Annotated in this window: 22 protein-coding genes; 7 read left to right on the top strand and 15 right to left on the bottom strand. The window is 54.7% G+C overall.

The annotated features are described in order from the left end of the window. Nucleotides 1-7: 7 nt before the first annotated feature. The 15 genes from AAIE02_RS21860 to acuI all read right to left on the bottom strand — a co-directional run bounded on the left by AAIE02_RS21860 (nt 8) and on the right by acuI (nt 13,798). Entirely contained in the window at nt 8-1,111 is a 1,104-nt protein-coding gene (locus AAIE02_RS21860; protein WP_336708942.1) for an amino acid ABC transporter permease, read from the bottom strand. 9 nt (nt 1,112-1,120) lie between these two features. After that, nucleotides 1,121-2,302 (bottom strand): amino acid ABC transporter permease, encoded by a 1,182-nt coding sequence (locus AAIE02_RS21865; RefSeq protein WP_498533245.1) that lies wholly within the window; start codon nt 2,300-2,302, stop codon nt 1,121-1,123. A gap of 71 nt (nt 2,303-2,373) precedes the next feature. Beyond that, nucleotides 2,374-3,399 (bottom strand): amino acid ABC transporter substrate-binding protein, encoded by a 1,026-nt coding sequence (locus AAIE02_RS21870; protein ID WP_008454925.1) that lies wholly within the window; start codon nt 3,397-3,399, stop codon nt 2,374-2,376. Between the two features lie 297 nt (nt 3,400-3,696). After that, complete coding sequence (locus AAIE02_RS21875; protein ID WP_039288243.1) at nt 3,697-3,918, bottom strand: putative periplasmic lipoprotein; 222 nt, start codon at nt 3,916-3,918, stop codon at nt 3,697-3,699. A gap of 291 nt (nt 3,919-4,209) precedes the next feature. Beyond that, nucleotides 4,210-4,506 (bottom strand): DNA-binding transcriptional regulator Fis, encoded by a 297-nt coding sequence (gene fis / locus AAIE02_RS21880; RefSeq protein WP_000462905.1) that lies wholly within the window; start codon nt 4,504-4,506, stop codon nt 4,210-4,212. Between the two features lie 23 nt (nt 4,507-4,529). After that, nucleotides 4,530-5,495 (bottom strand): tRNA dihydrouridine synthase DusB, encoded by a 966-nt coding sequence (dusB, locus tag AAIE02_RS21885; RefSeq protein ID WP_008454922.1) that lies wholly within the window; start codon nt 5,493-5,495, stop codon nt 4,530-4,532. 371 nt (nt 5,496-5,866) lie between these two features. Next, nucleotides 5,867-6,751 (bottom strand): 50S ribosomal protein L11 methyltransferase, encoded by an 885-nt coding sequence (prmA, locus tag AAIE02_RS21890; RefSeq protein ID WP_166994977.1) that lies wholly within the window; start codon nt 6,749-6,751, stop codon nt 5,867-5,869. A gap of 11 nt (nt 6,752-6,762) precedes the next feature. Then, a complete protein-coding gene (gene panF, locus AAIE02_RS21895) occupies nt 6,763-8,217 on the bottom strand; it encodes a sodium/pantothenate symporter (RefSeq protein WP_498533246.1) in 1,455 nt (484 codons plus the stop codon). After that, nucleotides 8,207-8,449, bottom strand: coding sequence for a YhdT family protein (locus tag AAIE02_RS21900; RefSeq protein WP_498533247.1), 243 nt, complete (start codon nt 8,447-8,449; stop codon nt 8,207-8,209). The genes panF and AAIE02_RS21900 overlap by 11 nt, the downstream gene beginning before the upstream one ends. Nucleotides 8,450-8,562: 113 nt before the next feature. Further along, a complete protein-coding gene (accC, locus tag AAIE02_RS21905) occupies nt 8,563-9,909 on the bottom strand; it encodes an acetyl-CoA carboxylase biotin carboxylase subunit (protein WP_008454915.1) in 1,347 nt (448 codons plus the stop codon). A gap of 10 nt (nt 9,910-9,919) precedes the next feature. Beyond that, nucleotides 9,920-10,399 carry an acetyl-CoA carboxylase biotin carboxyl carrier protein gene (accB, locus tag AAIE02_RS21910; protein WP_008454913.1) on the bottom strand — a complete coding sequence of 160 codons (480 nt, stop codon included), beginning with the start codon at nt 10,397-10,399 and terminating at the stop codon, nt 9,920-9,922. Between the two features lie 22 nt (nt 10,400-10,421). Continuing rightward, complete coding sequence (aroQ, locus tag AAIE02_RS21915) at nt 10,422-10,874, bottom strand: type II 3-dehydroquinate dehydratase (protein ID WP_008454912.1); 453 nt, start codon at nt 10,872-10,874, stop codon at nt 10,422-10,424. A 231-nt stretch (nt 10,875-11,105) separates the two neighbouring features. Continuing rightward, nucleotides 11,106-11,705: a protein-methionine-sulfoxide reductase heme-binding subunit MsrQ gene (msrQ, locus tag AAIE02_RS21920; protein WP_336982889.1), complete on the bottom strand. Its 600-nt coding sequence runs from the start codon at nt 11,703-11,705 to the stop codon at nt 11,106-11,108. Then, on the bottom strand, nt 11,706-12,710 hold the full coding sequence (msrP, locus tag AAIE02_RS21925; RefSeq protein WP_166994984.1) for a protein-methionine-sulfoxide reductase catalytic subunit MsrP: 1,005 nt from the start codon (nt 12,708-12,710) through the stop codon (nt 11,706-11,708). 113 nt (nt 12,711-12,823) lie between these two features. Then, nucleotides 12,824-13,798, bottom strand: a complete 975-nt coding sequence (gene acuI / locus AAIE02_RS21930; protein ID WP_498533248.1) for an acrylyl-CoA reductase (NADPH) — start codon at nt 13,796-13,798, stop codon at nt 12,824-12,826. Between the two features lie 207 nt (nt 13,799-14,005). Between acuI and csrD the strand changes: the two genes are divergently transcribed. From csrD to yhdP, 7 genes are all read left to right on the top strand, one after another. Continuing rightward, entirely contained in the window at nt 14,006-15,946 is a 1,941-nt protein-coding gene (csrD, locus tag AAIE02_RS21935) for an RNase E specificity factor CsrD (RefSeq protein WP_336708948.1), read from the top strand. Between the two features lie 306 nt (nt 15,947-16,252). Then, complete coding sequence (mreB, locus tag AAIE02_RS21940; RefSeq protein WP_000913396.1) at nt 16,253-17,296, top strand: rod shape-determining protein MreB; 1,044 nt, start codon at nt 16,253-16,255, stop codon at nt 17,294-17,296. A 64-nt stretch (nt 17,297-17,360) separates the two neighbouring features. Further along, nucleotides 17,361-18,347: a rod shape-determining protein MreC gene (mreC, locus tag AAIE02_RS21945; RefSeq protein ID WP_008454901.1), complete on the top strand. Its 987-nt coding sequence runs from the start codon at nt 17,361-17,363 to the stop codon at nt 18,345-18,347. Beyond that, nucleotides 18,347-18,835: a rod shape-determining protein MreD gene (gene mreD / locus AAIE02_RS21950; RefSeq protein WP_008454899.1), complete on the top strand. Its 489-nt coding sequence runs from the start codon at nt 18,347-18,349 to the stop codon at nt 18,833-18,835. Before mreC ends, mreD begins: the two co-directional genes overlap by 1 nt. A 9-nt stretch (nt 18,836-18,844) precedes the next feature. Further along, entirely contained in the window at nt 18,845-19,438 is a 594-nt protein-coding gene (locus tag AAIE02_RS21955; RefSeq protein ID WP_498533249.1) for a Maf family protein, read from the top strand. Further along, nucleotides 19,428-20,897: a ribonuclease G gene (gene rng / locus AAIE02_RS21960; RefSeq protein ID WP_008454897.1), complete on the top strand. Its 1,470-nt coding sequence runs from the start codon at nt 19,428-19,430 to the stop codon at nt 20,895-20,897. The genes AAIE02_RS21955 and rng overlap by 11 nt, the downstream gene beginning before the upstream one ends. A 198-nt stretch (nt 20,898-21,095) precedes the next feature. Next, nucleotides 21,096-24,908, top strand: a complete 3,813-nt coding sequence (yhdP, locus tag AAIE02_RS21965; RefSeq protein ID WP_498533250.1) for an AsmA2 domain-containing protein YhdP — start codon at nt 21,096-21,098, stop codon at nt 24,906-24,908. The last annotated feature ends 50 nt before the right edge of the window (nt 24,909-24,958 follow it).

Consider the following 24,958-nt stretch of genomic DNA (forward strand, 5'->3'; position numbering starts at 1 on the left):
ATAATCCTTAGTGCGGCGTGCGGCCGGTGTGGAAGCGCTTCTCCAGATGCTGGCTATAGCGCGACATACTGAAACAGAAAATCCAATAGACGATAGCGGCAAAGACATAGCCTTCTGTCGACATCCCCAGCCAGGCCGGATCGACAGTGGCTTGCTGTACGCTACTAAACAGATCGAACAGGCCGATGATGATCACCAGACTGGTGTCTTTAAACAGCGCAATAATCGTGTTCACCAGCCCCGGGATCACCAACTTCAGGGCCTGAGGTAAAATCACCAATCCTTGCATTCTCCAGTAACCAAGCGCCAATGACTCTGCTGCCTCATATTGCCCTTTGGGCAGAGCCTGCAGCCCGCCACGAACCACCTCGGCCACATAGGCTGACTGGAATAAAATCACCCCGACCAATGCCCGAATCAGTTTATCGATGGTGGTGCCTTCCGGTAGAAACAGCGGCAGCATCACGGAAGACATGAACAGCACCGTGATCAGCGGTACACCTCGCCAAAATTCGATAAACATTATTGAAAGGATTCTCACAACCGGCATGCGCGATCGTCTGCCCAGTGCCAGCACAATACCCAGCGGTAGGGCGCCTGCGATGCCGACGGAAGCAATGATCAGCGTGAGGGTTAATCCGCCCCAAAGACGAGTCTCCACGCGGTCCAGCCCCAGGAATCCACCGTACATCAAGAGCCAAACGAGGAGCGGATAGGTCACGGCCCAGGCGGCGATATAGCGACCACGGTGAGGAAGCGACTTCCAGAACATTGCGGCTACGGAAAGTAACCCAATGATCAGTGCAAGGTTGATGCGCCAGCGCAATTCGTGAGGATAAAGTCCATACATAAACTGCCCGAAGCGGTCGTGGATAAAGACCCAACACGCCCCTCCCTGAGTACAGTCGGCTCTTGTCTCACCTACCCAATTCGCCTGGAAAACCGCCCAGTTCAGAAGCGGAGGGATAAGCGTCCACATCAGCCCGAGACAAAGCAGTGTGAGCAGAGTATTCAGCCAGCTGGAGAAGAGATTTTTACGCATCCAGCGCCAGATTCGTTCCGGGTGGTTAGCTGCCTGGCGGGCGTCGTGCGCCGTTAAAACTTTAGTCATCGATATTCCTTAACGCTCGACGAGGGCGATACGGCGGTTATAGACGTTCATCAGCAGCGAAATAACCAGGCTGATAAGCAAATAAACGGACATCGTGATAGCGATGGTTTCGATAGCCTGGCCCGTTTGGTTAAGCACGCTGCCGGCAAACAAAGACACCATATCCGGATAACCAATGGCTGCTGCCAGGGAAGAGTTTTTGACGATGTTCAAGTACTGGCTGGTCAACGGCGGAATGATGACTCTCAGCGCCTGGGGCACAATCACCTGGCGAAGCGTCACCTGCTTAGGCAGACCCAGGGACAAAGCCGCCTCATGCTGGCCAAAGGGGACGGACTGAATACCTGAGCGAATGATTTCCGCGATAAAGACCGAGGTGTAAACCGACAGCGCCAGCGTTAAAGCCGCCAGTTCAGGGATAAGTACAATCCCACCGCTGAAGTTGAAACCGTGCAGAGCTGGAATATCCCAGTGAAGGGCTGCCCCGAAGATCAAATGCGCCAGCAGCGGAAGCACAACGATAAACGCGATCGTCACGGGCCAGGTGCGACGAATCTGCCCGGTTCTCATTTGGTGCATTTTGTTATAGCGATACAGGCCAGCAGAAACGATCAGTGCGCACAGAATGGCAACCGCAAATGCCAGCAGACCTTCCCCCATAATCGGAGCCGGAAGAGACAGCCCGCGATTGCTCAGGTACATCAGGCCAAAGGCATCCAGAGCCTGGCGTGGGCCCGGCAGATTACGCAGCACGGCAAAGTACCAGAAGAAAATTTGCAGCAGCGGGGGGATGTTGCGAAATGTCTCTATATAAAAGGTAGAGAGTTTACGCACCAGCCAGTTATCAGAGAGGCGTGCCAGGCCCACAAAGAAGCCGATAAATGTCGCGAATACAATACAGAGAACAGACACCAGCAGGGTATTCAGCAGCCCAACAACAAAGACTTTGCCGTAGGTATCTCCCTGATCGTAGTCGACAAGATGCTGGACAATGCCGAACCCGGCGGCGCGATCGAGAAAGGCAAAACCGGAGGTAATACCGCGGCTGTCCAGGTTGGTAATGGTGTTGTGAATCAAATAAACCGCCACGCCAATAACCAAGGCGATGGCGATGATTTGATACAGCCAGGCGCAAACCGAGGGGTTAGAAAAAGATAAGTCGGCCTTCACGGCTGGGCGGTGATGACGCATAAGCAAACCTCAGTAACAGGAACATAAATCTGGGGCACCGCAATGGGCAGTGCCCTGTTCTGGTATGTCGCTTAGCGAACTGGTGGGGCGTACTGAATCCCACCGTTGTTCCACAGGTTGTTCTGGCCGCGTTTGATTTTCAGCGGGCTTTGGGCACCGACGTTACTCTCGAAAATCTCAGCGTAGTTACCGACCTGCTTCACGATGTTGTAGGCCCACTTGTTGTCCAGCTTCAGGTCTTTGCCGAAATCACCCTCTTTCCCTAACAGGTGCGCCATATCCGGCGTGGTCGGGTTGGCGGCCATCTGGTCGACGTTTTTAGAATTAATGCCCATCTCTTCGGCATTCAGCATGGCGAACAGCGTCCAGCGCACGATGGAGAACCAGTCATCGTCCCCGCGGCGTACAACGGGTCCCAGGGGTTCTTTAGAGATGACTTCTGGCAGCACAAGCCATTCTGCCGGATTGCTGAGCTTGATGCGCAGGGCGTACAGCTGAGACTGATCTGAGGCCAGAGTATCGCAGCGCCCGGACTCCAGCGCTTTGGCCGACTCGTCTGAACGGTCAAAGGTGACCGGCGTGTACTTCATCTTATTGGCTTTGAAGTAGTCGGCGACGTTCAGCTCGGTGTCGGTTCCGGCCTGAATACAAACCGTGGCACCGTCGAGCTCTTTCGCGCTTTTGAGGCCGGCTTTATTGTGGGTCAGGAAGCCGATACCGTCATAGTAAGTGACGCCGGTGAACACCATCCCCATGCCCGCGTCGCGGGAAGAAGTCCAGGTGGTGTTACGGGAAAGAATATCTACCTCGCCGGACTGCAGCGCCGTAAAGCGCTCTTTTGCTGTCAGAGGCGTGTATTTGACTTTAGAAGCATCGCCGAAGACTGCCGCCGCCACGCCACGGCAAACATCCACATCGATACCGGTAAACTTGCCGCTGCCGTCAGCGTAAGAAAAGCCCGGCAGACCATCGCTGATTCCACATTGCACGAAGCCTTTCTTTTTGACGGCATCCAGCGTGGTGCCTGCATGAGCCTGATTAGCCATCGCAAACAGCGTGCCGGTAGCGACCAGAGTGGCGATCATCATCTTCTTCATAAATGCATCCTGAGTGGCAAAATTATCATTATTGGCGAAATGGCATCCGGGAGGTGCCAGATCCGTATTCGTGGCAAATGCCCGAGTCATAGTCTTTAAAGCAAAGGGGATGCCAGGTTTTTGCGGGGGCGTCTTATGAAGAAGAAGGCAGGTAGCCATGAAGGTATGGGCAAGAAAATGCGCCGAAATAGTGCAGGCCTGCAACTAACGGCGCATTTCAGAGCAAAATGATTCAGGTGTTGCAGGAAGAAGAAACAAAAAAGCGCGAGAGCCTCGCGCTTTGGTCGAGGGGAGAACTTATTTGGTGAGTGCCACGATACCCAGGGCTACGCCTGCCACGGCAGCGGTACCGGCGGCAATCGCGCCAGCGGTTTCCCAGTTATCCTGAGTGGTGCCTTTCATACAGGTATTGGTGTGCACCAGGCGCCCCTGGTCATCATAGACCGGTACGCAAGGGGAATCGGTCGCACAGCCAGCCAGAAAAGTAGTGAGCAACGCGACAGCGATGAATTTAGTCATTTTGAACCTCGGTTTTACCAAACGCCGGAACAGGGATTGCTCTCGTAGGTGCCCATAAAGGTACGAAGCTTTCACGGATGCTGCACCGGTGTGAATGTGTCTATTTTACCACTGCGACTCAGACCACAGGATCGGGGAATAATTGCAAAGCGTGTGAAGTGTAAACAAAGTGAAGGAAAGGGCGATGCAGCGATGAATGATGAGGAAAAACGTCAGATTCGGGGTGTAGAAAAGAGAAAAGGCGCTTTCCCATGCCGAGTCGCGCCTTTTCACAACACTAACTGATTAGTATCAGTTCATGCCGTATTTTTTCAGTTTCTTACGCAGCGTACCGCGGTTGATACCCATCATCAGGGCAGCGCGGGTCTGGTTGCCGCGGGTGTATTGCATCACCATGTCCAACAGTGGCTGTTCAACTTCAGCCAGTACCAGCTCATACAGGTCATTCACATCCTGACCATTCAGTTGAGCAAAATAGTTCTTCAGTGCCTGTTTAACCGAGTCACGCAGGGGCTTTTGAGTTACCTGATCCTGAGAGTTAACGGTGGAAACGGTCAGTACGTCAGAATTTACGCGTTGTTCGAACATAGTTCTGTCAGCTCTTTATTTCATTACGCAAGATTTTCGAAGTATGCCTCCAACGCCTCCAGCTGTTCGCTGGTATCCTCAATGGCGTTGAATGTGCGCCGAAACTGGTCATCTGGAGCGTGCTCCTGGAGATACCAGGAGACGTGTTTACGAGCTATTCGGTAACCTTTTACATCGCCATAAAAGCTATGCAGTTCCCGAACGTGCGAGCAAAGTAAGCGCTTCACCTCTGCCAGAGGCAAGGGGGGCAGCAGCTCTCCAGTGTCCAGATAATGCTGGATTTCCCGAAAGATCCAGGGTCTTCCCTGAGCCGCACGGCCTATCATCAGGGCATCAGCCCCCGTATAGTCAAGTACAGCTCTGGCTTTAAGCGGGTCAGTAATGTCACCATTCGCGATAATCGGAATGGAAACTTTCTGCTTAACTGCCCGAATGCTGTCGTATTCAGCATCGCCCTGGAATAAACAGGCGCGTGTGCGTCCATGAATTGTCAGAGCCTGAATCCCACAGTCTTCAGCCAGTTGGGCAATCTCTACACAGTTACGGTGCGCGGGCTCCCAGCCGGTACGAATTTTCAACGTCACAGGAACATCCACTGCCTTCACTACCGTCGTCACGATGTCCTTTACCAGACTCGGGTACTGTAGAAGCGCTGAACCTGCCAGCTTACGATTCACCTTTTTTGCCGGACAACCCATATTGATATCAATAATCTGGGCGCCATTAGCCACGTTAATTCGCGCGGCTTCTGCCATCTCTTCCGGTACGCTGCCGGCAATCTGCACGGTGCGAATACCCGGTTCATCCACATGAACCATGCGTAAACGGGACTTATCGCTCGCCCAAACTTCTGGGTTAGAGGACATCATCTCGGAAACGGTTAACCCGGCTCCCATCTCGTAGCACAGCGTCCTGAATGGTCTGTCAGTGATGCCAGCCATAGGTGCTGCGATCAGGCGATTTCTGAGCTGGTGGTGTCCGATGCGCATGAGTTAAGAAATGACCATACTGTGCCTGCAAGGCGGCGTATATTACGCATTTTTCACACGAGATGAAAGGCCAAACTTTGAACAATCCTCTGTCACAGATCAATGAAGCGGCAACAAATGCGGCCAGAATACGTAATTCATTCAATTAATCAGATGGTTAGGATTTTTCGTTTATTTCATGCTGTTTTAAATTTTCCTGAAAGTTAGCAGAAATATGCTGTCCAACAGGCTATTTTTACCAGATAAACCGCTGTTTTTGTGGTCAGTTTTGGGGTTTTTATGCGAACAAGCTCTCATTTTTACATGTGGCTTGTTCACTAAAACTGGCTGAAAACGGCACACGGCGCGATGTCCGTATGCCGTTATTTTGATCAGCCTTGCTTGCGGCCGGTGATACGGCACCACTCTTCTTTTTCCGCAACCGGGTCAAGCGTGAACTTATCGACATAAGCTTCACACACCCCTTCGGCTTGGCTTGCCAGAACGCCGGAAAGGCCAAGTAAACCGCCCTCAACAGGCAGCACGCTGATTAACGGCGCTAACTCACGCAAAGGGCCTGCCAGGATGTTAGCGACCACCACGTCGGCGCTCATGACTTCTGGCTGGTCTTTCGGCAGGTAAAGCTCAAGCCGGTCAGAAACACCGTTACGCTCAGCGTTATCGCGGCTCGCCTGAATTGCCTGCGGATCGATATCGATGCCGATAGCTTTTGCGGCCCCCAGTTTAAGAGCGGCAATCGCCAGGATCCCGGAGCCGCAACCAAAGTCGATCACAGTTTTGCCCGCCAGGTCCAGGCCGTCGAGCCATTCGAGGCACAGCGAGGTGGTTGGATGGGTTCCGGTGCCAAACGCCAGACCCGGGTCGAGCATCACGTTCACGGCAGTTGCATCCGGCACATCGCGCCAGCTTGGGCAGATCCACAGGCGGTTGCCGAAGCGCATTGGGTGGAAGTTGTCCATCCATTCGCGCTCCCAGTCTTTATCTTCCAGCTGTTCCACTTTGTGGTGGAAACCCTGGCCTAACAAAGGGCAGTGCTCGAGGATAGCGACAACTTCTTCCATGTCGGTTTCCGCGTCATACAGGCCGATAACGTCGGTATCGCCCCAAAGGCGAGTTTCACCCGGCAGCGGTTCAAAGACCGGCGTATCGTGGGTGTCCTGGAAGGTGACGGAAACCGCCCCGCTTTCAATCAGCGCATCGCCTAAGCTTTCAGCGTTGCCGCCGGTGGTGTTAATTTTCAGTTGGATCCATGGCATGGCGAAACTCTTTATTTATCAGTAGTGGAAACAAGAAGGGGCTCCGGAACGGCACGACCAAAACGGTTACCTATCAGGAACGCCAGCAAGCTGAACAGGAGCGAAGGCACAATCGGGTGGAAGCCCAGAAGCTGCAGGCCAAAACTGGCGAGCACCGCGTATAGTCCGCCGCCGACAATCATGCCGCTCAGCGCGCCTGCTGCGTTCGCTTTCTCCCAATAGAGGCCCAGCACCAGCGGCCACAGGAAAACGGCCTCAAGGCCCCCGAAGGCCAGCAGATTAAGCCAGATAATCATCTCAGGTGGTCGCCAGGCGGCCAGCATCATCAGAATGCCCAGCACCAGCGTAGTGGTGGTGGAAATGCGCTTCAGGCGGCGCTCCTGATGAATTTTAGTCGGACTTGCGCTAAGCCACAGGTCTTTCACGATCGTCGCGGAGGCCTGCAGCAAGTGGGCGTTCACGTTGGACATAATGGCGGCCATTGGCGCGGCTAGGAATAACCCAGCGGCCCAGGGCGGCAGAACCTGCATCATCAGCGTAGGGATAACCAGATCCGGCACCGTCAGGCCCGGGAGTACCGCTCTGCCCAGCGCGCCAGCAAGGTGCATACCCAGCATCAGGATTGCGACCACAATGGTGCCTATGATGATGCCGCGGTGCACGGCTTTGCTGTCTTTATAAGAGATACAGCGTACCGCCGTGTGGGGCAGGCCGATCACGCCAAAACAGACCAGTACCCAGAAGGAAGCCATAAACGTTGGCGTCAGAATGTCACCCGCGCCCTGAGGGCTGACGAGTTTCGGATCGATGTATTCTAACGTTTGTACCGCGTTGCCCAGCCCGCCAGCGGCATGAACCACGCCGACCAGCAGCACGATGGTGCCTATGAGCATTACCATGCCCTGCATGGTGTCGTTGAGCACGCTGGCGCGGAAGCCGCCGAAGGACGTATAGAGCGCGATGGTGATCCCGAAAATCAGCAGGCCAGTTTCATACTTTATCCCTGCGGCGGTTTCCAGCAGACGCGCGCCACCGATGAACTGGACGGCAATCGCGCCAACAAACGCGACCAACAGGCTAATGCTGGCAATCCAGACAACGGCCCGATTCTGGTAGCGAGCCTGGAGCATGTCATTCAGCGTGATGGCGTTATAGCGGCGTGCCAGGATAGCGAATTTCTTCCCGAGGATCCCCAGAGAAAGCCAGATCGTCGGGATCTGAATCATGGCCAGCAGCACCCAGCCTAGGCCGAACTTATAGGCTGCACCCGGGCCGCCGATAAACGAACTGGCGCTGATGTAGGTGGTGGTGAGCGTCATGGCCAGGACGAAGCCGCCCATCGAACGGCTGCCGAGGAAATATTCACTCAGGAAGGTGCCGGATGTGCGCTGGCGCATGGCGTAAACGGAAAGACCAAAGACCGCGATCAGGTAGATAACCAGCACGGCAATCACTTCATTTTGCATGGTCATCCCCCAGAGGAATGTCGCGGAATAAGTATTTCACCATCAGCCAGCAAAGCAGGATAAAAAGTAGCGGCACCAGCAGGCAGGCCATCTCGAACCAGTGCGGCAAGCCGGTGATCCCCTGTGTATTGTCATGTAAGTAAGCAGCCACTAACCATGCAGCAAGATAGAGCAAGGTCAGCCAGAGCGCCCAGTGCGCTTCTTTATGGGCCTGAACAAAACGGTTGTCCATTTTTGTCCCTTGAGTTCGCAGAAAGCGGGGATTGTAACGCATCCATCCTGTCGGAGGATAAAAAAAGAAAAAGGCCGGAAATCCGGCCTTTTGTCGACATGTTCAACGGAAACTTAGTGCTGAAGACCGAGTTTCTTCTCCAGATAGTGGATGTTGGTTCCACCGTGCTGGAAGTTTTCGTCGTTCATGATTTTGGTCTGCAGATCGATATTGGTTTTGATGCCATCGATAATCAGTTCTGCCAGGGCGTTTTTCATGCGGGCAATAGCCACTTCACGCGTTTCGCCGTAGCAGATGAGCTTCCCAATCATTGAATCGTAGTACGGCGGTACTGTGTAACCGGCGTAGATATGCGATTCCCAACGCACGCCAAAACCACCAGGCGCGTGGAAGCGCGTGATTTTGCCCGGGCTTGGCAGGAAGGTGTTCGGGTCTTCGGCGTTGATACGGCATTCCACCGCGTGGCCGGTAACGTGAACGTCTTCCTGTTTGATGGACAGCGGCTGACCGGCTGCGATACGCAGCTGCTCTTTGATCAGGTCAACGCCGGTGATCATTTCGGTAACCGGGTGTTCTACCTGAATACGGGTGTTCATTTCGATGAAATAGAACTCGCCGTTTTCGAACAGGAACTCAAAGGTACCTGCGCCGCGATAGTTAATGTCGATACAGGCTTTGGCGCAGCGGTCGCCGATGAATTTACGCAGCTCAGGCGTGATGCCCGGGGCTGGTGCTTCTTCAACGACTTTCTGGTGGCGGCGCTGCATGGAGCAGTCACGTTCAGCCAGATAGATAGCGTGCCCCTGGCCGTCGGCCAGAACCTGAATCTCGATATGGCGTGGGTTCTCGAGGTATTTCTCCATGTAAACCATGTCGTTGTTGAAAGCCGCTTTGGCTTCCGCACGGGTCATGTTGATGGATTGCTCGAGCTCCGCGTCGCTGCGCACTACGCGCATACCACGACCGCCGCCGCCGCCGGAGGCTTTGATAATCACCGGGTAGCCGATGCGTTTTGCATGGGCACGGTTTTTATCCATGTCGCCGTCCAGTGGGCCGTCAGAACCTGGTACCGTCGGTACGCCCGCTTTTTTCATCGCGGTGATCGCGGAAACTTTGTCGCCCATCAGGCGGATAGTTTCAGCTTTCGGGCCGATGAAGATAAAGCCGGAACGCTCAACCTGCTCGGCAAAGTTGGCGTTTTCTGACAGGAAGCCGTAACCCGGGTGAATCGCTACCGCGCCGGTGATTTCCGCCGCAGAGATGATTGCCGGGATGTTCAGGTAGCTTTTTACGGACGGAGCCGGGCCGATACAGACCGTCTCATCCGCCAGTAATACGTGTTTCAGATCGCGGTCCGCGCTTGAGTGCACAGCGACAGTCTTGATGCCCAGTTCTTTACAGGCACGAAGAATACGCAGTGCAATCTCGCCGCGGTTGGCGATGACAATTTTATCCAGCATGTTCGCCTCGTTACTCGATGACGACCAGCGGCTCGTCAAATTCTACCGGCTGACCATTCTCAATCAGAATTGCTTTCACCACACCGGCTTTATCTGATTCGATCTGGTTCATCATTTTCATTGCTTCAACGATGCACAGGGTGTCGCCCACGTTAACTTTCTGGCCCACTTCCACAAACGCTTTGGCATCCGGGCTAGGGGTACGGTAGAAGGTACCGACCATTGGGGAACGTACGATGTGACCACTGACTTCAGCAGCTGCAGGGGCTTCCATTGCTGGGGTTGCGGCTGGTGCAACGGCCTGAGCCAGACCCGGCTGTGGCTGCGGCTGGTACATTGGCGCAGCGTAAGCCTGTTGCATCATTGGGAAACCAGCGTTTGCCGGGGAGCGGCTGATGCGTACAGACTCTTCGCCTTCAGAAATTTCCAGTTCAGCGATGCCTGATTCTTCAACCAGCTCGATCAGTTTTTTAATCTTACGAATATCCATGAGTGGGTTCCGTACTCTTTGTTTAGATGGATTTTGACAGGCGTTTTACCGCCGTCTGTAAAGCATATGAATAGCCGTCAGCGCCTAATCCGCAGATCACGCCGATGGCCTTATCTGATAGATAGGAATGATGGCGGAACGGTTCACGCGCGTGCACATTGCTGAGGTGAATCTCGATAAACGGGATATCCACCGCCAGTAACGCATCGCGCAGCGCGACGCTGGTATGCGTGAACGCGGCCGGATTAATCAGGATAAAGTCGACAGTGTCTTTGGCCTGATGAATTCGGTCAATCAACGCATATTCGGCGTTAGATTGCAGGTGACTGAGCGTCACGCCAAGGCTGGTTGCCTCCGCCTCAAGCGTGTTAACAATTTCTGCTAACGTCTGGTGGCCGTACTTCTCCGGCTCCCGCGTGCCCAGCATGTTTAGATTAGGGCCATTCAAAAGCAAAATGTGAAATTCACCCGACATCGTGCTGCCATCTCCTGCGATTAGTAGGCAATTTACAAAATATACCTAAGTTTTCCGGTTGTCACCTTTTCGAACCGAAAATGGTCGTCAGAAAAAACCGAAGTCGCACATTATAACGATTTCGTAGCATTTGGCAGCTAAATACTGGTCTTATCAGGGAAGATGATCAACCGATATCCAGTTAAGGATACCGATCGATGTTTATTCTGCGGAGAAGCACACGCTTTTTGGCTAGCGCCACCACTGGCGAAACTTCTTGTAGCGAAGTGCAAGAAGAATGATCGCGCCCAGCGCATAAAGCAAGGGTTGAGGGGACAAAATCTTAACCGACCAGAGGAAATGAATCGGTGCGAGGATCGCGACCAGATAGACGAAGTTATGCAATTTCTGCCAGCGGGCACCCAAAAAACGCTGCGCTCGCTGGGTCGACGTCACGGCCAGCGCCAGCAGGATAATCCAGCAAATGATACCCAGCGTAAGATAAGGGCGGGAAACCAGTTCCTGGCCAAGCAGGCCAAGATTGCTGATCCCTAGCTCAAGCAGGGAATAGCTGGTGAGGTGCAGCGTCGCCCAGACGAAGCACCACACGCCCAACAGGCGGCGGGTACGAATCAATAGCGGCTGTTTAGCGTAACGCGCGAGTGGCGTGACAAGTAACGTCACCAGCAGCAGTTTGAGCGCCATTCTGCCGGTAAAATGCTGAATGTCTTTTGCCGGGTCGGCGCTAAAAAGTCCCTGGCTTGCCGCGTAAAACAGCCAGACGAAGGGCAGGAAAGCGGCCAGATGAAGCCCCACTTTCAGCCAGGTAATCTGTTTTACCGTCAGGCGCACTCAGAAGTTCTCCTTCAGGTTCAGGCCGCGATACAGCGAGGCGACCTGGTCTGCGTAGCCGTTGAACAGCAGGGTGGGCTGGCGCTTAACGTCCAGCACGCCGCCCGAGCCAATAAAGCGTTCTGAAGCCTGTGACCAGCGAGGGTGATCAACGTGCGGGTTTACGTTGGCGTAGAAACCATATTCATTCGGTGCGGCAAGGTTCCATGTCGTAGGCGGCAGCTCGCGCACCAGTTTTATGCTGACAATCGATTTAATGCCTTTAAAACCATATTTCCACGGCACCGTAAGGCGAATCGGTGCGCCGTTTTGCGGCGGCAGAGCTTTACCATAAACGCCCACGGTTAACAGCGTGAGCGGATGCATCGCTTCATCCAGCCGCAATCCTTCTACATAAGGGTATTGCAGCCCGCCCCCGATAAACCGGTCCTTTTGGCCCGGCATCTGCTCCGGGTCATAAAGCGTTTCAAAGGCAACGTATTTTGCGTTGCTGGTGGGCTCAACCATAGCGAGCAGCTTGTGAAGCGGGAAGCCAATCCAGGGGACGGCCATCGACCATGCCTCAACGCAGCGCATGCGGTAAATGCGCTCTTCCAGCGGGAAGCGCTTATAAAGGTCATCGTGATCGAGCGTCATGGGTTTAGCCACTTCGCCGCTGATTTTAATCTGCCAGGGATCGGTTTTTAGCCCGCCGGCGTTAGCGGCAGGGTCGGCCTTATCCAGGCCAAATTCATAGAAGTTGTTGTAGCCCGTGACTTTGTCTTCCGGGGTCAGGGCCAGTTTGGCCTGGTACTCTTCTGGCTTAGTGAACGTCAGCGGTTTGCCGGCAGGTGCCGGGGGGCGATCGTGACCTTTGAACCAGGACAGAATATCGGCGTTGGCTGTCTGAGGGAGTGACAGGGCGGCCGCGCTGATGCCCAGCGCTTTCAGTACCTGGCGGCGCTTCATCATAAACACGGATTCTGGCGTAACGTCGGCTTCGGTGAGCCGGGTGACCTTTTTCATGACGTTCTCCTCGTAGCGATAGCCTAAGCATGACCGAGAGAAAGCGTTCCGGCGAATATGTCACGAAAAATTGAAATTTGAGGAGCGACAGGGCGTCGCTCCTCGGGCAAGGTTTAACGCACTTTTACCAGGGTTCTGCCCTGAGCGGCGTTGTTAATGATATCGCTGGCGTACTTTGGCGCTTCTGCCAGGCCGATTTCGGTCGTTGCTTGCTGGTAGAAGGCATCCGGCAAGTCTTTCACGAGGCGTGCCCAGGCGGCCGTGCGGCGATCCGGCGGCGTCATGACGGAATCCACACCCTGCAGGCGAACATTACGCAGAATAAACGGCATGACGGTGGTTGGTAGCGCGAAGCCACCTGCTAAGCCACAGGCCGCCACGCAGCCGCCGTAGTTCATTTGCGCCAGAACTTTCGCCAGCACTTTATCGCCGACGGTATCAATGGCGCCGGCCCAGAGCTGTTTTTCCAGCGGACGGGTTTCGGCGAACTCATCGCGGCCAAGAATACGGTCGGCACCGAGGCTGCGAAGGTAATCATGCGTACTTTCGCGGCCGGATACGGCGGCCACCTTATAGCCCAGTTTGTGCAGCAGCGCGATGGCAGTGCTGCCTACGCCGCCGCTTGCGCCAGTGACGACGATTTCGCCGCTTTCTGGCGTCACACCTGCGTCTTCAAGTGCCATCACGCAGAGCATCGCGGTAAAACCGGCCGTGCCGATAATCATCGCCTTGCGCGCATCTAAACCTTCGGGCATTGCAACCAGCCAGTCACCTTTTACCCGTGCGGCTTCTGCCAGGCCACCCCAGTGGTTTTCTCCAACGCCCCAGCCGGTGAGCAGCACCGCCTGGCCCGGCTGAAAACGAGCGTCCTCACTGGTGAGCACTTTGCCAGCAAAGTCGATGCCCGGCACCATCGGGAAATTACGGATGATTTTGCCTTTGCCGGTGATGGCCAGCGCGTCTTTGTAATTCAGGCTGGAGTAATCAATCTCCACGGTGACGTTGCCTTCTGGCAACGCGTCGTGGTCGATCGTTTTTACCGCGGCCAGGGTTTGGCCTTCGGACTGTTCCAGGATTAATGCCTGCATGGGCGTTCCTCGGTCGGTAGCAATGGGAAAAAAATCTTAGCAGACTATACTCCGATACTGATGTGAAGAGCCGACCTGACGCAATAAATGCTCAGAAATTCCCGAGGGGTTTCGTTTGCCTGAGGTCGGCCTTTGCTATTTAATGCTTCCTCGTTTGGGGCCCATGATGAGTGTGGTTAATTTTCACTAACCGGAGTTAACACAGGGATGCGATTAACGACGAAACTTTCAGCCTTTATTACCCTTTTAACCGGGCTTGCGATTTTCGTTACGCTCTTTGGGTGCCTGCTAAGTTTCTATAACTCTGTTCACGACAAAACTCAGCAGCGCATTATGGCGGTTGCCACGATCGTTGATAACCAACTAGTCTCACGCTCGCCCCAGGATCTGGTGGATCACTTTAGCGAGCTGATGATACCGGTGGATATCACCGAAATTCGCCTGATGGCGGATAAAACTTACCTCTTCCAGCACGTTTTACCCGAAGGCTATCGCCCGGCAGGGACGCAATATACCTACCGCACTATTAACGTCGCGTTGATGAAGCACCCAGGTATGACGCTGCAGCTGACTTATCTCGACCCGATTGCTGTCTACTATCACGCCATGTTTACCACGACGCCATTAACTGCGGCGGTCGCTTTTATGCTGGTGGTGCTCTTCCTGGCCGGGCGCTGGCTGAGACGACAGCTTTCCGGGCAAGAGCTGCTGGAAATCAGAGCCGGAAAAATCATTAGCGGGGAGCGAGGGGCAGAAGTGCGTGGTTCCGTGCATGAATGGCCGCCGCTGGTGAGCAGCGCAATGGATGCTCTACTTTCGGACCTGCAAAGCGCCAGCGAGCAGCGAAGCCGCGTGGATACCCTCATCAGGGCATTTGCCGCCCAGGACATTAAAACCGGCCTCAATAACCGTTTGTTCTTTGATAACCAACTGGCCACGCTGCTGGAAGGCCAGGAGCAAGTCGGTGCTCACGGCGTGGTGATGATGATTCGCCTGCCTGATTTCGAGCTATTAAAAGAGACCTGGGGCAACGGCCCGGTTGAAGAATACTTATTCACTTTGGTTAACCTGCTCTCGACCTTTGTGATGCGCTACCCTGGCGCGTTATTAGCCCGCTATTTCCGCAGTGATTTTGCGGTATTGCTGCCGCACCGTACGCTGAAAGAAGCGGATGGTATTGCCAGCCAACTGCTGAATTCCGTGGATGCACTGCCGTCAACCCGTATGGTTGATCGTAGCGATATGCTGCACATTGGCATTTGCGCATGGCGCAGCGGGCAAACAAAAGAGCAGGTTATGGAGCATGCGGAAATCGCGACCCGCAACGCCGCTTTCCAGGGGGCCAACAGCTGGTCCGTATACGACGACAAGCTCCCGGAACAGGGTCGGGGCAACGTGAAATGGCGCACTTTGCTTGAGCAGGTCCTCAAGCAGGGCGGCCCGCGCTTTTACCAGAAACCCGCGGTTGATAAACATGGGGTGGTTCACCACCGTGAAATCATGTGCCGTATCTTCGACGGTGAGCAGGAGGTGTTGTCGGCTGAATACATGCCGATGGTCAGGCAATTTGGTTTATCCGAACAATATGATCGGCAGATCGTGTCCAGGCTGTTGCCGCTGCTAAACTTCTGGCCGGAAGAAACCCTTGCCATTCAAATTACCGTTGACTCGCTGATCCGCGCCCCATTCCAGCGCTGGCTGCGTGATTCGCTGATGCAGTGCGAAAAATCGAAGCGCGCACGGATTATTTTTGAACTTGCTGAGGCAGATGTCTGTCAACACATCAGCCGATTGCAACATGTTGTAAGGTTAATCACTGCATTAGGGGCAAGGGTTGTGATTATCCAGGCGGGATTAACGGTCGTCAGCACAACTTATATAAAAGAGCTGGATGTGGAGTTAATTAAGCTGCATCCGGGTCTGGTCAGAAACATCGGCAAGCGTACCGAAAACCAGCTTTTTGTGAAGAGCCTGGTTGAAGCCTGTAACGGGACGCGAATCCATGTTTTTGCCACAGGAGTGAGGACCCGCGGCGAGTGGCAGACGCTGATTGATAACGGGGTTGCGGGGGCGCAGGGCGATTTTATCGCCGCATCTCAGCCGCTTGACAGTAATGTGAAAAAATATTCACAAAGATACTCGGTTTAACCTGCCGTTTGCCATTATTTCACGTAGAATAACGCGCGCTGCATCTCAAGGGGGCTAGTCAGCCTGCCAGCCAGATTGTCGCAGCCGTTATGAACCGGTTTGCTGCTGTTAGCTGTTCGTTTATTCTACCGCGTTTGCCGCATTTCTGAACGCCATGTAGGAAGACGTTTCAAAAGTGTTACAGCCGTAGTGAACTGCACTATTTTTCACCGTTGCAGAACATTTTTGCGCCTTGTCGCTGTAGCGTGTGGTTGGTAAAGTAAGCGGATTTTGTATCCGCCCCAGCTTTCAGGATTATCCCTTAGTATGTTGAAAAAATTTCGTGGCATGTTTTCCAATGACCTGTCCATTGACCTGGGTACTGCGAATACCCTGATTTATGTGAAAGGACAAGGCATCGTACTGAATGAGCCCTCCGTTGTGGCCATTCGCCAGGACCGCGCCGGCTCGCCAAAAAGCGTTGCGGCCGTAGGCCATGATGCTAAACAGATGCTGGGCCGTACCCCGGGCAACATCGCGGCTATTCGTCCGATGAAAGACGGCGTTATCGCTGACTTCTTCGTGACTGAGAAAATGCTGCAGCACTTTATCAAACAGGTTCACAGCAACAGTTTCATGCGCCCAAGCCCGCGCGTGCTGGTGTGTGTGCCGGTAGGTGCTACCCAGGTTGAACGCCGTGCTATTCGTGAATCCGCACAGGGTGCAGGCGCACGTGAAGTGTTCCTGATTGAAGAACCTATGGCTGCGGCAATTGGCGCAGGCTTGCCGGTATCTGAAGCAACCGGCTCCATGGTTGTGGATATCGGTGGCGGTACCACCGAAGTGGCCGTTATCTCCCTGAACGGCGTGGTTTACTCCTCTTCCGTACGTATCGGCGGTGACCGCTTCGATGAAGCTATCATTAACTATGTGCGCCGTAACTACGGTTCACTGATTGGTGAAGCGACCGCGGAACGTATCAAACACGAAATCGGTTCTGCCTACCCGGGCGATGAAGTGCGTGAGATCGAAGTTCGCGGCCGTAACCTGGCTGAAGGTGTGCCACGCGGCTTCACCCTGAACTCTAACGAAATCCTCGAAGCATTGCAGGAGCCACTGACCGGTATTGTTAGCGCGGTGATGGTTGCGTTGGAACAGTGCCCGCCAGAGCTGGCATCCGATATCTCCGAGCGCGGTATGGTTCTGACCGGCGGTGGCGCATTGCTGCGTAACCTCGATCGCCTGCTGATGGAAGAGACGGGTATCCCGGTAGTAGTTGCAGAAGATCCACTGACCTGTGTTGCCCGCGGCGGCGGCAAGGCACTGGAAATGATCGACATGCACGGCGGCGACTTGTTTAGCGAAGAGTAACAGCCACAGGCCAGGGGGAGCTTTGCGCTGCCCCTGCTTGCTGGTTTGGGAATACGCATAGCCTATGAAGCCAATTTTTAGCCGTGGCCCGTCGCTACAGATTCGCCTTATTTTGGCGGTGCTGGTGGCGCTTGGTGTCATTATCGCCGACAGTCGCCTCGGTATGTTCAGCCAGATTCGAACATACATGGATACAGCCGTCAGTCCTTTCTATTTTGTCTCTAATGGTCCCCGTGAATTACTCGACAGCGTGTCTCAAACGCTGGCCTCGCGCGACCAGCTTGAACTTGAAAATCGGGTTCTGCGTCAGGAGTTAATCCTGAAAAACAGTGAATTGCTGATGCTGGGTCAATACCGGCAGGAGAACGCGCGCCTGCGCGAGCTGCTCGGTTCCCCGCTGCGTCAGGATGAACAAAAAATGGTGACCCAGGTCATCTCCACCGTTAACGATCCGTACAGCGATCAGGTGGTGATCGACAAGGGCAGCGTGAACGGCGTGTACGAAGGTCAGCCGGTTATCAGTGATAAAGGCGTTGTCGGCCAGGTTGTCGCAGTCGCGAAGCTGACCAGCAGGGTGCTGCTGATTTGCGATGCCACTCACGCGCTGCCTATTCAGGTACTGCGTAACGATATCCGCGTGATTGCCGCCGGTAACGGCTGCACGGACGATCTGCAGCTGGAGCATCTGCCGGCCAATACCGATATTCGTGTCGGCGATGTGCTGGTGACTTCTGGTCTTGGCGGTCGTTTCCCTGAAGGCTACCCGGTTGGCGTTGTATCATCCGTTAAGCTGGATACCCAGCGCGCCTATACCGTGATTCAGGCTCGTCCTACCGCCGGTCTGCAGCGTCTGCGTTATCTGTTGCTGCTTTGGGGCGCGGATAAAAACGGCTCGTCGCCAATGCCGCCAGAGGAAGTCCACCGCGTGGCCAATGAGCGCCTGATGCAGATGATGCCTCAGGTTCTGCCGCCGCCGGGTTCAATGGGCCCTCCTGCGCCGGTCCCAGCGCCAGCAACCGGTATCACACAGCCTGCTACGGGAGCACAGTAGTGGGAAGTTATCGCAGCCAGGGCCGTTGGGTTATCTGGCTTTCATTTTTGATTGCCCTGCTACTGCAGGTCATGCCCTGGCCGGATGACCTCAAGTTTTACCGGCCGGATTGGGTATTGTTGATTCTGCTTTACTGGATTTTAGCCCTGCCGCACCGCGTTAACGTCGGGACGGGTTTTATTGTGGGCGCCATACTGGATTTGATTAGCGGCTCCACGCTCGGCGTGCGTGCTCTATCATTGAGTATTGTGGCTTACCTGGTGGCGCTGAAATACCAGCTTTTCCGTAACCTCGCCCTTTGGCAGCAGGCGCTGGTTGTCATGCTGCTCTCGCTGGTCACAGACATCATTGTTTTCTGGTCAGAATTTTTAGTGATCAACGTCTCTTTCAGACCGGAAGTGTTCTGGAGTAGTGTAGTTAACGGTATCCTGTGGCCCTGGATTTTCCTGTTAATGCGCAAAGTTCGCCAGCAATTCGCTGTGCAATAAAAGGTAAACATGACTACGTTGTATCTGGCATCCGGTTCGCCTCGCCGTCAGGAGCTTCTGACCCTGCTGGGCGTTTCTTTCGAGCGCCTCGTGCCTGGCATTGAAGAACAGCGGCAGCCGCACGAAAGCGCGGAACAGTATGTTCGCCGTCTGGCGCGCGAAAAAGCGCAGGCCGGGGTGGAGATGGCCGCCGAAGATTTGCCTGTACTGGGTGCGGATACAATCGTTATCTTCAACGGCGAAGTGCTGGAAAAACCACGGGATACAGAGCATGCCGCACAGATGCTACGTTTGCTCTCCGGCAATCAGCATCAGGTGATGACGGCAGTTGCTATCGCCGACGCCAGTCAGATGCTGGAAGCGTTGGTGGTGACCGATGTGACGTTCCGCCGCTTATCCGAACAGGATATTGCCAATTATATTGCCAGCGGTGAACCTATGGACAAAGCCGGAGCTTACGGCATTCAGGGGCTTGGTGGCTGTTTCGTTAAAAGGATTAATGGCAGTTATCATGCAGTGGTGGGATTACCGCTGGTGGAAACTGGTGAGTTGCTGAGCAATTTTCACGCGCTGCGTGACGGACGAGGAAAAGATGACGGCTGAACTATTAGTCAACGTTACCCCATCAGAGACGCGGGTGGCCTATATTGACGGTGGCATACTGCAAGAAATTCATATTGAGCGCGAAGCGCGCCGCGGAATAGTAGGGAATATCTACAAAGGTCGCGTTAGCCGGGTGTTGCCTGGAATGCAGGCGGCGTTTGTAGATATTGGCCTGGACAAGGCGGCATTCCTTCATGCTTCTGACATTATGCCGCACACCGAGTGCGTCGCCGGTGAGGAGCAAAAGAACTTTAGCGTGCGCGACATCGCCGAACTGGTTCGCCAGGGGCAGGATTTAATGGTGCAGGTGGTCAAAGATCCGCTGGGCACCAAAGGCGCTCGCCTGACCACCGACATCACGCTTCCTTCCCGTTACCTCGTTTTCATGCCCGGTGCTTCTCACGTGGGTGTTTCCCAACGTATCGAAAGCGAAGCCGAGCGCGACCGCCTGAAGCGTATCGTGAATGAGTATTGCGATGAGCAAGGTGGTTTCATTATTCGTACCGCTGCGGAAGGCGTGTGTGAAGAAGATTTAGCCTCTGATGCGGCTTACCTGAAGCGCGTATGGACCAAGGTCAGCGAGCGTAAAAAACGAAATCAAACCCGCTACCAGATGTACGGTGAACTGGCGCTGGCCCAGCGCGTATTGCGTGATTTTGCCGACGCGGCGTTGGACAGAATTCGCGTTGATTCCCGCCTGACTTACGAAATGCTGCTGGAATTTACCGCCGAGTACATGCCGGAGATGACCAGCAAAATCGAGCATTACAGCGGCCGCCAGCCGATTTTCGATCTCTACGACGTTGAGAATGAAATCCAGCGTGCGCTGGAGCGTAAGGTGGAACTGAAGTCTGGCGGCTATCTGGTGATTGACCAGACCGAAGCGATGACCACGGTGGATATTAATACCGGCGCGTTCGTGGGCCATCGCAATCTCGACGACACAATTTTTAATACAAATATCGAAGCGACTCAGGCCATCGCGCGCCAGCTCCGGCTGCGTAATCTGGGCGGCATTATCATCATCGACTTCATCGATATGAGTAATGAAGATCACCGCCGCCGCGTGCTGCATTCTCTCGAGCAGGCGCTGAGCAAAGATCGCGTGAAGACCAGCATTAACGGCTTCTCCCAGCTCGGCCTGGTCGAGATGACTCGCAAGCGCACGCGCGAAAGCGTAGAGCATGTGCTGTGCAACGAATGCCCGACCTGCCACGGTCGCGGCACCGTAAAGACGGTGGAAACGGTTTGCTACGAAATTATGCGTGAAATCGTTCGTGTGCATCATGCCTACGATTCCGACCGTTTCCTGGTCTATGCTTCTCCTGCGGTGGGCGAGGCGTTGAAAAGCGAAGAGTCTCACGCGCTGGCTGAAGTAGAAATCTTTGTGGGTAAACAGGTCAAAGTTCAGATTGAACCGCTCTACAATCAGGAGCAGTTCGACGTCGTGATGATGTAAATGCGCATTGCAGACGACTGACAAACCTCTGATGATAGAAGAAATACCAGACGTTTAGTCAAAAAAAACAGGAAAATCAATTCGTTGATTTTCGGCTGATAATCACAAAGAGGGAAAAACCACGCTTTTTCCCTCTTTGTCAGCAACCTCAAATGTGCGGATGTGCATTTTGCCCGTAAGGCTGACAAGGAGAGAAAGGTGAGGCGACTGCCCGGCATTCTGCTGCTCACAGGCGTAACGTTGGTTGTTATCGTCGCGCTACTGGTGAGTGGCCTGCGGCTCGTTTTGCCGCACCTGGATGCCTGGCGGCCCGCGCTGCTGGATAAAATTGAAGCCGCCACAGGTTTGCCGGTGGAAGTCAGTAAGTTACAGGCAAGCTGGGAGAATTTTGGCCCCACGCTTGATGTTCGCGACGTTAAGGCCGGCCTCAAAGACGGCGGCACGCTGAGTATCAAACGCGTTACGCTGGCGCTGGATGTCTGGCAAAGCCTGCTGCACGCTCGCTGGCAGTTTCGCGACCTGACCTTCTATCAGCTGCAAATGCGTACCAACACGCCGCTCAGCCAGAACGGTGGAGATGGTACGCTGGAAGCGGACAAAATCAGCGATCTTTTCCTTCGTCAGTTCGATCACTTCGATCTTCGCGACAGCTCCCTTAGCTTCCTGACGCTCTCCGGCCAGCGGGCCGAACTTTCTATTCCTCAACTGACCTGGCTTAACGGTAAAAACCGCCACCGCGCAGAAGGCCAGGTCAGCCTGTCCAGCTTTAACGGCCAGCACGGCGTGGCCAACGTTCGTATGGATCTGCGGGATGAAAACGGGATTCTGAACAACGGCAAGGTCTGGCTGCAGGCAGATGACGTCGACGTGAAGCCCTGGCTGGGCCGATGGATGGAAGACAATGTCGACCTGAAAAGCGCCCGTTTTAGCCTCGAAGCCTGGATGGATGTGAAAGAAGGGGATATCAACGGCGGCAGCATCTGGCTGAAAAAAGGCGGGGCAAGCTGGCCGGGTTCCGGCAGCGTGACGCACTCGCTTTCGGTCGATAATCTTACCGCTCAGGTCAGCCGGGAGAAATCCAGCTGGCAGATCTCCGTCCCTTCTACCAATATCACGCTGGATGACCAGGCGTGGCCGAAAGGCTCGCTCTCTGTGGCCTGGGTAGCCCCGCAGGATGTAGGCGGGAAACAAAGCCAGCGCAGCGATGAACTTCGCGTACGCGCCAGCAATATGGAACTGGACAGGTTTAATGGCCTGTTGCCGATTGCCGCCAAAATTTCGCCGCAGCTGGGGGATATCTGGACTTCGCTGCAGCCTCAGGGCCACATTGACGTGCTGGCGCTGGACATTCCGCTCCAGCAAACCGAGCTGACTCGTCTGCAGGCCCGGTGGAAAGATGTGAGCTGGAAGCAGTGGAAACTGTTGCCTGGCGCGGAGCACTTCTCAGGATCGGTGACCGGCAGCGTCGCAAACGGGCAGCTTAATGCCGAAATAACCGACGCAAAAATGCCTTATGAAACCGTCTTCCGCGCGCCGCTTGAGATTGAGAAAGGCGTAGCGACGCTTGCCTGGCAGAAAAACGCAGACGGCTTCCAGCTAGACGGCAAGAATATCGACGTTAAGGCTCGCTCCGTTTGGGCGCGTGGCGATTTCCGCTACTTCCAGCCCGCCAGCGGCGATCCGTGGCTGGGCATTTTGGCGGGCATTAGCACCGATAACGGTGCGGACGCCTGGCGCTACTTCCCGGAAAACCTGATGGGCAAAGAGCTGACGGATTATCTCAGCTCGGCGATTCAGGGTGGCCAGGCCGATAACGCCACGCTGGTGTACGGCGGCAACCCACATCTTTTCCCCTACGAGCACAATGAAGGCCAGTTTGAGGTGTACGTCCCGCTTCGTAACGCAAAATTTGCTTTCCAGCCGGACTGGCCTGCGCTGGAAAACCTCGATATCACGCTAGATTTCATCAATAACGGGCTGTGGATGAACAGCAAGTCGGTCAAGCTGGGCGGTGTAACGGCCACTAACTTGACGGCAAACATCCCCGATTATGCCAAAGAAAAGCTGCTGATAGATGCCGACATCAATGGCCCGGGCAATGCGGTAGGGCCTTATTTCAAAGATACGCCGCTGGAGGATTCCCTGGCTGCCGCGCTGGATGAACTCCAGATTGGCGGCGATGTGAATGCCCGCTTACATCTGGATATTCCTCTCACTGGTGAAATGACAACGGCCAAAGGCGATGTGCGGCTGAACAACAACACGCTGCTGATCAAACCGCTGAACAGTACGCTGCATAATCTGAGCGGCAAATTCAGCTTTACCAACGGTGACCTGCAGAGTGAAGCGATGAGCGCGAGCTGGTTTAATCAGCCGGTGAGCCTGAACTTCAACACTAAAACTGGCGATAAAGACTATCAGATTGGCGTCAACCTGAGCGGCGACTGGCAGCCCAATAAAACCGGTGTGTTGCCGAAGCAGGTCAACGACGCGCTCAGCGGAAACATCGCGTGGAAAGGCGACGTGGGTATTACGCTGCCTTATCACGGCAGCGCCAGTTACAAGGTCGATCTGGCGGGCGATCTGAAGAATGTGAGCAGTCACTTACCTGCGCCTGTGGATAAAAAATCCGGGGCAGCGCTGCCGCTGAATATCGCGGTTAAGGGCGACTTAAAGAGTTTCGATCTCACGGGCAATGCAGGCGCGCTCAATCACTTCTCCAGCCGCTGGCTGCTGAATAAGAAACTCACCCTCGACCGGGCTATTTGGGCGACGGACAGTAAAACTGTGCCGCCTCTGCCAGAGCAACCGGGCGTGGAGCTCGATCTCCCTGCAATGGACGGCGCTCAGTGGCTGGCGCTCTTCAGTGAAGGCGCGGCGGACAGCGTTGGGGGATCTGCCGTCTTCCCGTCCGCAGTGACACTGCGGACCCCGGCATTAACGCTGGCGGGCCAGCAATGGCATAACCTGAGCCTGGTTTCTCGCCCGGAGATGAACGGCACGCAGGTTGAGGCCCAGGGGCGTGAAATTAATGCCTCGCTGAGCATGAAGAACAACGCGCCCTGGCAGGCCAGCGTTAAGTATCTTTATTTCAACCCGAACTGGAGCGTTCTCCCGAGTGGTGCAAACGGAACGAAGACGCAGCAGGTCCCGGAAAGCGGCGATACGCTTAGCTTCCGTGGCTGGCCAAATGTGCAGTTGCGCTGCGCGGAGTGCTGGCTGTGGGGACAGAAATATGGCCGTATCGATGGGGATGTGACCATTAATGGCGACACGCTGCAGCTGGCCAATGGGCTGATTGATACCGGCTTTGCTCGCCTCACCGCCGACGGTGAATGGGTGAATAAGCCCGGCAGCGAACGTACTTCCCTGAAAGGCAAGCTGAAGGGCGAGAAGCTCGACGCGGCCGCGAACTTCTTTGGCGTGAAAACGCCGCTGCAGGGCTCTTCTTTCGACGTTGATTATGACCTGCACTGGCGGGCGGTACCCTGGAAGCCGGATGAAGCTTCGCTGAACGGTATTCTGCATACCAGGCTGGGGAAAGGGCAAATTACCGACGTCAGCACGGGCCATGCGGGCCAACTTCTGCGCCTGGTCAGCTTTGACGCGCTGCTTCGCAAACTCCGTTTCGATTTTAGCGATACCTTTGGCAGCGGATTCTACTACGACTCGATTCGCAGCACCGCCTGGATAAAAGATGGCGTATTGCATACTGACGACACGCTGGTTGACGGGCTTGAGGCGGATATCGCGATGAAAGGCTCGGTGGACTTAGTCCGTCGTGAGCTAAATATGGAAGCGGTTGTTGCCCCTGAAATCTCCGCGACGGTAGGCGTGGCTACCGCTTTTGCGGTTAACCCAATAGTCGGCGCCGCGGTGTTTGCCGCCAGTAAAGTGCTTGGCCCGCTGTGGAGCAAAATCTCGGTGCTGCGCTACAGCATTACCGGCCCGGTAGATAAACCGAAAATTGATGAAGTGCTGCGGCAGCCGCGCACCAGCGAAGCTCACTGATTTGACGTTAGCGGTTAATTGCCGCAAGCTCCATAAATAAACCATTCCTC

The organism is Cedecea sp. Ae19-4 (assembly GCF_059801165.1).

Excerpts from the sequence above, each read along its gene's own strand:
- AAIE02_RS21860 (WP_336708942.1), bottom strand. The coding sequence starts at position 1,111 with ATGACTAAAGTTTTAACGGCGCACGACGCCCGCCAGGCAGCTAACCAC.
- AAIE02_RS21865 (WP_498533245.1), bottom strand. The coding sequence starts at position 2,302 with ATGCGTCATCACCGCCCAGCCGTGAAGGCCGACTTATCTTTTTCTAAC.
- AAIE02_RS21870 (WP_008454925.1), bottom strand. The coding sequence starts at position 3,399 with ATGAAGAAGATGATGATCGCCACTCTGGTCGCTACCGGCACGCTGTTT.
- AAIE02_RS21875 (WP_039288243.1), bottom strand. The coding sequence starts at position 3,918 with ATGACTAAATTCATCGCTGTCGCGTTGCTCACTACTTTTCTGGCTGGC.
- fis (WP_000462905.1), bottom strand. The coding sequence starts at position 4,506 with ATGTTCGAACAACGCGTAAATTCTGACGTACTGACCGTTTCCACCGTT.
- dusB (WP_008454922.1), bottom strand. The coding sequence starts at position 5,495 with ATGCGCATCGGACACCACCAGCTCAGAAATCGCCTGATCGCAGCACCT.
- prmA (WP_166994977.1), bottom strand. The coding sequence starts at position 6,751 with ATGCCATGGATCCAACTGAAAATTAACACCACCGGCGGCAACGCTGAA.
- panF (WP_498533246.1), bottom strand. The coding sequence starts at position 8,217 with ATGCAAAATGAAGTGATTGCCGTGCTGGTTATCTACCTGATCGCGGTC.
- AAIE02_RS21900 (WP_498533247.1), bottom strand. The coding sequence starts at position 8,449 with ATGGACAACCGTTTTGTTCAGGCCCATAAAGAAGCGCACTGGGCGCTC.
- accC (WP_008454915.1), bottom strand. The coding sequence starts at position 9,909 with ATGCTGGATAAAATTGTCATCGCCAACCGCGGCGAGATTGCACTGCGT.
- accB (WP_008454913.1), bottom strand. The coding sequence starts at position 10,399 with ATGGATATTCGTAAGATTAAAAAACTGATCGAGCTGGTTGAAGAATCA.
- aroQ (WP_008454912.1), bottom strand. The coding sequence starts at position 10,874 with ATGTCGGGTGAATTTCACATTTTGCTTTTGAATGGCCCTAATCTAAAC.
- msrP (WP_166994984.1), bottom strand. The coding sequence starts at position 12,710 with ATGAAAAAGGTCACCCGGCTCACCGAAGCCGACGTTACGCCAGAATCC.
- acuI (WP_498533248.1), bottom strand. The coding sequence starts at position 13,798 with ATGCAGGCATTAATCCTGGAACAGTCCGAAGGCCAAACCCTGGCCGCG.
- csrD (WP_336708948.1), top strand. The coding sequence starts at position 14,006 with ATGCGATTAACGACGAAACTTTCAGCCTTTATTACCCTTTTAACCGGG.
- mreB (WP_000913396.1), top strand. The coding sequence starts at position 16,253 with ATGTTGAAAAAATTTCGTGGCATGTTTTCCAATGACCTGTCCATTGAC.
- mreC (WP_008454901.1), top strand. The coding sequence starts at position 17,361 with ATGAAGCCAATTTTTAGCCGTGGCCCGTCGCTACAGATTCGCCTTATT.
- AAIE02_RS21955 (WP_498533249.1), top strand. The coding sequence starts at position 18,845 with ATGACTACGTTGTATCTGGCATCCGGTTCGCCTCGCCGTCAGGAGCTT.
- rng (WP_008454897.1), top strand. The coding sequence starts at position 19,428 with ATGACGGCTGAACTATTAGTCAACGTTACCCCATCAGAGACGCGGGTG.